This is a genomic window from Mesorhizobium sp. M0040, from assembly GCF_040323505.1.
In the GTDB taxonomy this organism is placed as follows: Bacteria; Pseudomonadota; Alphaproteobacteria; order Rhizobiales; family Rhizobiaceae; genus Mesorhizobium.
In genome coordinates this window covers 1-1,336 of record NZ_JAMYVA010000130.1, presented here as the reverse complement: position 1 = coordinate 1,336, position 1,336 = coordinate 1, and the positions used below count along the sequence as shown (strand labels likewise).

At 50.1% G+C, this 1,336-nt stretch carries 1 protein-coding gene; it reads left to right on the top strand.

Translation table 11 applies throughout. The features are described from left to right. Positions 1-1,275 (top strand): DGQHR domain-containing protein (locus NKJ91_RS33580; protein WP_352458925.1); only part of this gene is annotated, 1,275 nt, incomplete at its 5' end. Positions 1,276-1,336 lie beyond the last annotated feature (61 nt).

Sequence of the window (1,336 nt, the reverse complement as noted above, 5' to 3'; positions counted from 1 at the left end):
GACCGCGTAGACGACCCTGTACCCGGCATGCGGACGAACGAGAATCGACAGAAAGGACGACAGCCTTGCACTCACCCCCTTGACGCTCGAGCGATTAGACGACTCGCTTCAGAATATCGCAAGCGTAGGAACACCAGTGACCTAAAGAGCGTGCATCCTGCTGATGTTCCCGCCGAGGAAGCTAAAGGATGGATCGCCCAACGCTCCGGTAAGCGATCGACCCAGCTCAGGCGGGAGAAAGGGCATGACAAATGGTTGGAAGATCGAGTCTGGTGCTTATTTCACGCCATGGGCTACCGAAGCCTGAATGGTGCCAGTTTCAAGATCACCTTTACACGGAGCGACAGCTCAGTCGGGAAGAAGCAGATTGATGTCTACGCCGAGGATGGCGAAACCGCGCTTGTGATTGAATGTAAGTCACGGGCGGAGCGCGGACGGCGCTCACTGCAAAAGGACATTCAAGAAACAATATCGCTACAACAATATTTCCGGGAGGCAATTGGCAAACGTTTTAAGGAAGGGATGAAGCCAAAAATAATTTGGGTATATGTAACCAATAATATACTGTGGTCAATGCCGGACATAGAATGCGCCGATGCTTATGATATAAAAATTATTACCGAGAACGGGCTTCAATATTTTGAAACTTTTGTAAAGCACATGGGGCCAGCCGGTAGGTATCAAATTCTCGGCGAGTTTCTTAAGGGTCAGAAAGTTCCGGGACTCGCTAATGTCAAGCTGCCTGCGATCCGCGGTAAGATTGGTGGCGAGCTGTTTTACAGCTTTGTTACGACGCCTCGGAACCTGGTGAAAATTGCATTCATCAATCACCAAGCGCTGAACCATCCTGACGGACGCCCAGCTTATCAGCGTATGATATCCTCTTCCCGGATCAAGGAAATTGGTGCGTTTATTCAGAAAGGCGGTTTTTTCCCTACCAACATTCTGGTCAATTTCTCGGATGCTCCGCGCTTTGATCTGATCTCGAACGCCGAGAATACGGATCCGAATATTAAATTCGGCTGGATCACATTGCCCTCAAAATACCGCTCGGCCTGGATCATCGATGGCCAGCACCGTCTGTATGGATTTTCGCATCTAGATGAAGAATATTTAGATCAAAGCCTTTTTGTCCTAGCGTTTGAGAAGATGGCTGTCCAAAAGGAAGCTGATCTTTTCATTACTATCAATCATAAGCAAAAAAGCGTTCCGAAGAGTCTGCTGGTTAGCTTGCTAGCCGCCTTGATGCACGGCGATGAGGTTTTGGCGGCCTGAAGCGGCGATGTGGCCGCTGTTGGGCGCTTTTCCGCGAACCTCGTCAGGCGCCGGCGGTGAT